This is a genomic window from Collinsella sp. TF09-1AT (assembly GCF_003436895.1).
Lineage (GTDB): Bacteria > Actinomycetota > Coriobacteriia > Coriobacteriales > Coriobacteriaceae > Collinsella.
Map to the genome: position 1 here is coordinate 156,457 of NZ_QSRC01000006.1, position 7,728 is coordinate 164,184.

Genomic DNA, 7,728 nt, shown 5'->3' on the forward strand with positions numbered 1-7,728 from the left:
GCCCATCGTATTGCAAGCACGCTCGGCCCAAACGCATCGCAAATGACTCCCGCTCGCAAACGAGGGTACAATGACGCTCGTGTCACATCGCGGGGCCCCGGCCCCAGCATATACAAAGGAGTCATACATGGGTTGCGAACACGCACAGGCCGCCGGCGGACAAACGTCGCCGTCGCAATTTGAGGAGAACACGCTGTCCGAGGTCAAGCGCGTCATCGCCGTGCTTTCCGGCAAGGGCGGTGTCGGCAAGTCATTTGTCACCGGTGCCATCGCCACCGAGCTTGCCCGTCACGGCCACAAGGTCGGCGTCCTCGATGCCGACATCACCGGTCCCTCTATCCCCAAGATGTTCGGTATGAGTGGACGCCACGTCCATGCCCTTGGCAACCTTATGCTGCCCGAAATCTCCGAGCACGGCGTCAAGGTCATGAGCTCCAACCTGCTGCTCCAAAACGAGACCGACCCCGTCCTTTGGCGCGGTCCGGTCATCGCAGGCGCCATTAGGCAGTTCTGGAGCGAGACCTCGTGGGGCCCCATCGACTACCTGCTGGTCGACATGCCTCCGGGAACAGGCGACGTCGCGCTCACCGTCTTCCAGTCGCTGCCCGTCGACGGCATCGTCATCGTCACGAGCCCGCAGGATCTGGTCTCGATGATCGTCGCCAAGGCGGTCAACATGGCCGAGAAGATGAACGTCCCCATTCTGGGCATTGTCGAGAACATGAGCTATATTGAGTGCCCCGACTGCGGCAAGAAGATCGAGGTCTTTGGCAAGAGCAAGCTCCCCGAGGTCGCAGAGCGCTATAACCTCGACATCTTGGGGCAGCTTCCCATTAACCCGGCACTCGCCGAGGCCTGCGATAAGGGCGAGGTCGAGACCGCGCTGCCCGATGGCATGTTGCCCAAGGCAGTCTCTGCCGTCGAGGCTATTACCCCGCACGAGACCGACGAGGCCTAAGTGAACGCGAGCGCCTTCTATGACGTCCTGGTAATCGGCGGCGGGGCTTCAGGCCTCGCCGCCGCCATTACGGCCGCACGCGTTGGCAAAAGCGTCTGCATCGTTGAGCGCGATGTCGCCTGCGGCCTTAAGCTCCTTGCGACCGGTAACGGCCGCTGCAACCTCTCCAACGAATCGATCGATCCTCAGCGGTATAACCACCCAGCATTCGTCACATCCGTCATGGGCCCCCAGCCCGAACAAGAGCTTATGGGTTTCTTCTCCTCGCTGGGTATCATGACAACCTCCGAGGAAGGCCGGCTGTACCCGCGCTCCCTTCGCGCCGAATCGGTGCGCGACGCGCTTCTCAACGTTTGCGACCGCCTAGGTATCACCTTAATCTGCGGAGCCTACGTTGCCTCGGCGCACAAAGCTTCCGAAGGCTGGGCACTCCAAATAGACCGTCCAGCGCGGGCGCTCAAGGCAAAAAAGCACGACGACCGAAAATCGGAGCTCCGCTCGCTTCGGAAAGCGCTCGCTGATGTCCCTCGCAAGAACGAGACCCTGCAGGCACATACCGTAATTATCGCCACGGGCGGCAGCCCCACCGGTATCGCCGATACGTTTCGCCTCCCCCTCACTTCGCTGCGCCCCATCCTCTGCCCCGTTTCGGCAACGGTCGTTGGCGATCGGGCGGCACTCAAGACGTTGGATGGCCTGCGCGTCCGCGCCCGCTTGACGCTCGCCCGTAACCATAGTGAGCTCTGGCACGAAGACGGTGAAGTGCTGTTTCGAACCTTCGGCATCTCGGGCGTCGCTGTCTTCAACCTCTCCCGTCGTATCCAGCGCGGCGATACGATCCTGCTCGACGTTTTCCCCGACCTCTCCAAAGACGAATTGCTCGATACGCTCAACCGGCGCGTTGAGCTGCTCGATAGCTTTTCGCCCCGCAATCCCCGTTGGCTCGACGGCATGCTCGCCCCGCAACTCTCCCGCGTCGTCTGCACAGCGTTCGAGCAGTGCCATCCAGGCTCCAATGATGTCATCCACCTGGTCTCGATCCTCAAGCACTTTAAGTTGCTCGTCGAGGGAACAGCCGAGGAACGCTCTGCGCAGGTCACGCGTGGTGGCGTATCTGTCGAGAGCATCTCAACACCCAGTTTACGCGCGCGCAGCGTTGTCGACGCCCCGCTTTACGTCTGCGGCGAAGCGCTCGACATCGACGCCGATTGTGGAGGCTTTAACCTTGCGTGGGCCTGGCTCTCGGGCATTCGCGCTGCAAGCAGCCTGTAGCCACGCAGTCTATAATCAAAAACGCATTCGGGCCGTCTGGGATACCGGACGGCCTCTTTCTTGCCTCTAAGGAGACCTCGATGATCGAAATCACCCAAGTCAACGCGTCGCTCGATGAAGCCGGCGATGAAAATGCCTGCCTCATTGTTGGCAAGCGAGTCGCCAAGCGCGTCCTACGTTGCAAGGACTCAGAGATCAAGTCCATCGAGCTCCACCGCAAGTCAATCGACGCTCGCAAAAAACGAGACGTCCATTATATCCTGAGATTTCGTGTTGAGCTGACTAGTCCCCACCTCGAGCGAGAAGCGGTCGGCAACGTTGCCGAGCGCGACCGCTCGCGCGTACGCGTGATAGAAGACGATGGGCCTTCATTCCCCTCCCCCGTTTCCGGCGCACCCAAAGAACGCCCCGTCGTTGTCGGCGCCGGATGTGCCGGCCTTTTCGCTGCGCTTACGCTCGCCGAAGCAGGTCTTAAGCCCTTGCTCATCGAGCGCGGCGACCCGGCATTTCGCCGCTCGCAGGCGATCGACCTCTTTCTAAAGGAGCGCATCCTCGACCCCGAGAGCAATATCCAGTTTGGCCTGGGCGGCGCGGGAACCTTCTCGGACGGCAAGCTCAATACGGGAACCAAAAATCCCGCCCATCGCCTTATCCTCGAAACCTTCGTCGAGGCGGGTGCACCCCGCGATATTCTGTGGGATGCCAAGCCGCACATTGGCTCCGACATCCTTCCCAAGGTTGTCACCGCTATATCCCAGCGCATCGAGCAGCTCGGAGGTGTCGTCTGTTATCGAACGAGGCTCGTCAACATTCGCATCGACGTGTCTGGCGCCATCACCGGTATTGATGTCCAATCGTCCCAAGACGCCGCTTGCGAGCCAATCGAGACAAAGCACCTCATCCTCGCCTGCGGGCATTCTGCTCGCGATATTTTTGAGCTCCTTAAGGACCACAACGTGACCCTCGCACAAAAGACCTTTGCCATGGGCGTTCGCATCGAGCATCCGCAGCGCGACATCGACCGAGCCCAATATGGAGCCTCGGCGGGACATCCAGCGCTCGGGGCGGCCCCTTACAAACTTGTTGCCCATCTTCCCAACGGCCGCAGCGTGTTCTCGTTTTGCATGTGCCCCGGCGGACAGGTTGTTGCCGCCTCTTCAGAACCGTGCCATCTGTGCGTCAACGGGGCCAGTCTCAATGCCCGCGACGGACGCAACGCAAATGCCGCTCTGCTCGTTAACGTCACGCCTGAGGACCTTCCCAACGATGGCCCGCTCGCCGGCATCGAGCTCCAGCGTGCCTGCGAGGCGGCTGCCTATCGCCTGGGCGGTTCCAACTGGAACGCACCGGCACAGCTCGTCGGAGATTTCCTCGCAGGACGCGCCAGCACGGCACCCGGAAAGGTAAAACCAACCTATCCACTTGGCGTGACCTGGACGGCGATCGACGATGCCCTCCCGCAGCATATCGTCGAGTCGCTCCGCCTGGGACTTCCCCTACTCGGAAAAAAGCTACGAGGCTACGACCGCCCCGATGCCGTTCTTACCGGTGTGGAGACTCGTTCGAGCTCACCGGTCACTGTCACCCGAGACCGAGCGTGCCATGCCGTGTCGACCCCGGGCCTCTACCCTTGTGGTGAAGGAGCTGGATATGCCGGCGGCATCATGAGCGCGGCCACCGACGGCATCCGTTGTGCCGAAGCCCTAATCGCTGACCTCTAGCGCACGAATTCCAGCGCGCAAAGGATACAGGCCCCGAGCTCCACAGGGAACTCGGGGCCTGTTCGCTATTTCTTAAACCGTGCACCCTGGCGTTTTCTGCCCGATGCGAACGTGGAACCCTTGCGGGCCTGCGATCGTAAGCGCTCGATCGTCTCGTCCTCAGACGCACCCTCGAGCATCGCCCGAATCTGAACGACGGCATCGCGCAGGCGCGCCGCCTCCTCAAAGTCCATGGCGGCGGAGGCGTTACGCATGTCTTCCTCCATGGTCTCGACGATCCGCACGAGCTCGTCGTGCGGTAGCCCTTCCAGCTGCTCGGCAAGCGTCTGCTCGGGTGCCGACGTCTCCGGCGCGGCGTCCTCGCCGTTTTCGTCGGGTGTATAGAACGCACCGTGACCCAGTGAATCGCCTCTCGAGCGTCCCTTCGAGCCCACAGTCTTTTCGGCCTCGGCAATAAAGCTCGAAATGTCGTTAATGGCCTTGCGGACCGTCTTGGGCACAATGCCATGGTCTTCGTTATATGCCATCTGAATCTCGCGACGGCGCTGCGTCTCCTCGATGGCTTCTTTCATCGAATCGGTCACAACGTCTGCATACATGATGACCTCGCCGTCGGCGTTACGGGCCGCGCGGCCAATCGTCTGAATCAACGAACGGCGGTTGCGCAAGAAGCCTTCCTTATCGGCGTCGAGAATTGCCACCAGCGAGACCTCGGGAAGGTCTAGACCCTCGCGGAGCAGGTTGATGCCAACGAGAACATCGATCTTGCCCTCGCGCAGCGTTCGCAGGATCTCGACACGGTCCATCGTCGCCGTATCGGAGTGCATGTAATTGACCTTAATGCCCGCATCAAGCAGGTGGTCGGTCAGGTCCTCGGCCATGCGCTTGGTCAACGTGGTCACCAGCACACGCTCCTTGCGGGCAACGCGCTCGCGAATCTCGTCCTCAAGATCGTCAATCTGGCCTCGGACCGGACGAACGTCGATCTTGGGATCGAGCAGACCGGTCGGACGAATGATCTGCTCAACGTCATTTTGGCTCACTCGCAGCTCATAGTCACCCGGCGTGGCCGAAACATAGATAAACTGGGGGATCCTTGCCTCAAACTCATCGAAACGAAGCGGGCGGTTATCGAGCGCCGAGGGCAGGCGAAAACCATGCTCCACCAGCGTCACCTTACGCGAGCGGTCACCTTCGTGCATGCCGCGAATCTGCGGCACCGTCACATGGCTCTCATCGATGATGCAGAGCATGTCCTTAGGAAAGTAATCGATCAGGGTAAACGGCGGCTCACCCGGCTTGCGACCGTCCAGATGACGTGAGTAGTTCTCGATGCCGTTGCAAAAGCCCATCGTCTCGAGCATCTCAAGATCATAATCGGTGCGCTGCTGCAGACGCTGCGCCTCGAGCAACTTGTCGGTCGCCTTGAGCTCCGCCACGCGCTTCTCGCACTCTTCGCTGATCGATTTCAGAGCCGCCTTGACCTTCGGCTTCTCGGTCACGTAGTGCGATGCCGGCCATACGGGGATGGCCTCGTACTCACGAAGCATCTCACCGGTGACCTCATCGATCTCGGCAATCAGCTCGACCTCGTCGCCAAAGAACTCAAACCGCAACGGATGCTCGGCATAAGGCGGATACACGTCGACAACATCGCCGCGCACGCGGAACGTGCCGCGTGCCAGGTCATAGTCATTGCGATCATATTGAATGTCGATAAGTGCATGGATAAAGTCATCGCGCTCGAGAGGCACCTTTTTGTCGACGTTCGGGGCTAGGCCCGCATAGTCCTCAGGAGAGCCAATGCCATAGATACACGAGACCGATGCGACGACAATCACATCTCGTCGAGAGAGCAGCGATGCGGTCGCCTGATGTCGCAGCATCTCGACCTCTTCGTTAATCGAGGAGTCTTTCTCGATATATGTATCGCTTTGCGGCACATACGCCTCGGGCTGATAGTAGTCGTAGTACGAGACGAAGTAGACCACAGCGTTGTTGGGAAAGAACTCTTTGAGCTCGCTCGCAAGCTGAGCGGCGAGCGTTTTATTCGGAGCCATGACCAGCGTCGGCTTTCCCAAGGCCTCAATAGTCTTTGCCATCGTGAAGGTCTTGCCCGAACCAGTCACGCCCAGCAAAACCTGATAGCGGTCTCCGTCCCTCACACCCTGCACAAGCGACTCAATGGCTTTAGGCTGAGAGCCTGCAGGGTCATAGGGAGACACGACCTTAAACGGCACGTCAGAGCCTTCAACGCCAAAGCGCTTAAGTTCACCACCAACGCGTTCTACTTCAAATTCCGCCATGGATACTCCTAACTCATATATCTGCAGTATACGCAGGCGGCAGGCATAGTCCTATACGAACCGATCGGGATATAGGGTCTTATAGCGAACCCAGGCATTATTGACACGAATCAGATACGCCTGCGTCTCGGGAAAGGTAATTGCATTATGAAGCGACGTACTCTGCTGCGCCCATCCGTCGACATTGCCCATGCCGGCGTTATAGGCGGCAATGGCACTGTCAGTCGACCCGTTAAAATACGCTAGAAGATACGAAAGATATGCACAGCCAAACTCGATATTCGTTGCCGGATCGTTAAGGTTGTCGACCGAATACTCGCCACCGTCGACAAGGCCCTTGGCGATCATATCCTGGGCAGTCTCGGGCATCAGCTGCATCAATCCCTGAGCACCTTGATTCGACTCGGCCTCGGGATCCCAATTCGATTCAGACTTAATGACAGCGCACACCAAATACGGATCCAAACTATGCGAAATGCTGGATTGCTTAACATACGCCTCGTAGTCAATCGGATACAGCGGTTTAAAGAAGGCAGCAGGAGCATACGAGTAAACGAATGAGATAAGGCCAAAGACAAAAACGGCAGCCAGCGGTATAAGGCGATACCAAGTAAGGAAACGTGTCTTAGGCATCGGCCTCCTCCTTATCCACAACATCCCCGAACCCATGGCGCACAAGCCATGCATCCAGTTGTTCAAAGAGCGAGTTATCGCCTGCCGCATTATCAATAATCGTTGTGGCAAGATCGCACAGCGCAGACTCATCGGGCTGGCAAGCAGAACGGGCATCGAAATCAGATGGCACCATGCCACGTTGAATAGCACGCTCGCGACGAACTGACAAAGGAGCGCTGATGACCAGAATTTCATCAGCCAAGCCAAATGCATCCTCAAAACCAGTCGGAGCAGAAACCTCGACTACCGCAAAGGGATAACGGGGAGACGAAACCGTACAACAAACCGGATCGAGAATCCTAAGCGAAAGCTGTTTAATGAGAACGGGATGCACGATACCATTGAGCCTTGCGACCGAATCAGGAGAAGCGAAAGCTCGAGAAGCGAGGATGCTGCGGCGAATGGCGCCTTCCTCATCCAAAATGTCCCAACCGAATTCATCCGCGAGAGCATTGACGATATCAGAGCCCGGCACATACAGCGATTTTGCAAGCTCATCCAGATCGATAAGCATAGCGCCACGAGATTCGAAATAGCGGCAGGCAGTCGACTTACCCGAAGCAATATTGCCCAAGACAAATACGGTAAACATCAAGCCCTCCCTAACGCCAATGCGAGTAATTATCGCTCAAATACACTAGAAGGGCTCAAAATACAGCCAAACAGTAAGAGCGCATAAGAGGGAGCTAGGTCCCAAAGCACAACGTGTCTATAACGCAAAAAAAGGGGGAGGCCGCGAGGCCTCCCCCTTCTTCAGTTCAAGCGTACGGCTCGGTGCCGTCCACCGGTCAGCGGC

The 7,728-nt window shown here is 58.4% G+C and carries 6 protein-coding genes; 3 read left to right on the forward strand and 3 right to left on the reverse strand.

Annotated features, from left to right (window positions below; genetic code table 11):
- The first annotated feature begins 127 nt into the window (after positions 1–127).
- The 3 genes from DXC90_RS07060 to DXC90_RS07070 all read left to right on the forward strand — a co-directional run bounded on the left by DXC90_RS07060 (position 128) and on the right by DXC90_RS07070 (position 3,951).
- Positions 128–958 carry an Mrp/NBP35 family ATP-binding protein gene (locus DXC90_RS07060; protein WP_022094864.1) on the forward strand — a complete coding sequence of 277 codons (831 nt, stop codon included), beginning with the start codon at positions 128–130 and terminating at the stop codon, positions 956–958.
- The gene (locus DXC90_RS07065) at positions 959–2,230 is read left to right on the forward strand and encodes an NAD(P)/FAD-dependent oxidoreductase (RefSeq protein WP_117735357.1); all 1,272 of its coding nucleotides are present in this window, start codon (positions 959–961) and stop codon (positions 2,228–2,230) included.
- Between the two features lie 80 nt (positions 2,231–2,310).
- Complete coding sequence (locus tag DXC90_RS07070; RefSeq protein WP_117735358.1) at positions 2,311–3,951, forward strand: NAD(P)/FAD-dependent oxidoreductase; 1,641 nt, start codon at positions 2,311–2,313, stop codon at positions 3,949–3,951.
- 65 nt (positions 3,952–4,016) lie between these two features.
- Here DXC90_RS07070 and uvrB read toward each other — a convergent pair whose 3' ends face one another.
- Genes uvrB through coaE form a run of 3 tightly spaced genes read right to left on the reverse strand, consistent with a single transcriptional unit; the run spans position 4,017 to position 7,524 of the window.
- Positions 4,017–6,257: an excinuclease ABC subunit UvrB gene (gene uvrB / locus DXC90_RS07075; RefSeq protein ID WP_117735359.1), complete on the reverse strand. Its 2,241-nt coding sequence runs from the start codon at positions 6,255–6,257 to the stop codon at positions 4,017–4,019.
- Between the two features lie 51 nt (positions 6,258–6,308).
- Entirely contained in the window at positions 6,309–6,890 is a 582-nt protein-coding gene (locus DXC90_RS07080; RefSeq protein WP_117735360.1) for a lytic transglycosylase domain-containing protein, read from the reverse strand.
- On the reverse strand, positions 6,883–7,524 hold the full coding sequence (coaE, locus tag DXC90_RS07085) for a dephospho-CoA kinase (RefSeq protein ID WP_117735361.1): 642 nt from the start codon (positions 7,522–7,524) through the stop codon (positions 6,883–6,885). The genes DXC90_RS07080 and coaE overlap by 8 nt, the downstream gene beginning before the upstream one ends.
- Positions 7,525–7,728 lie beyond the last annotated feature (204 nt).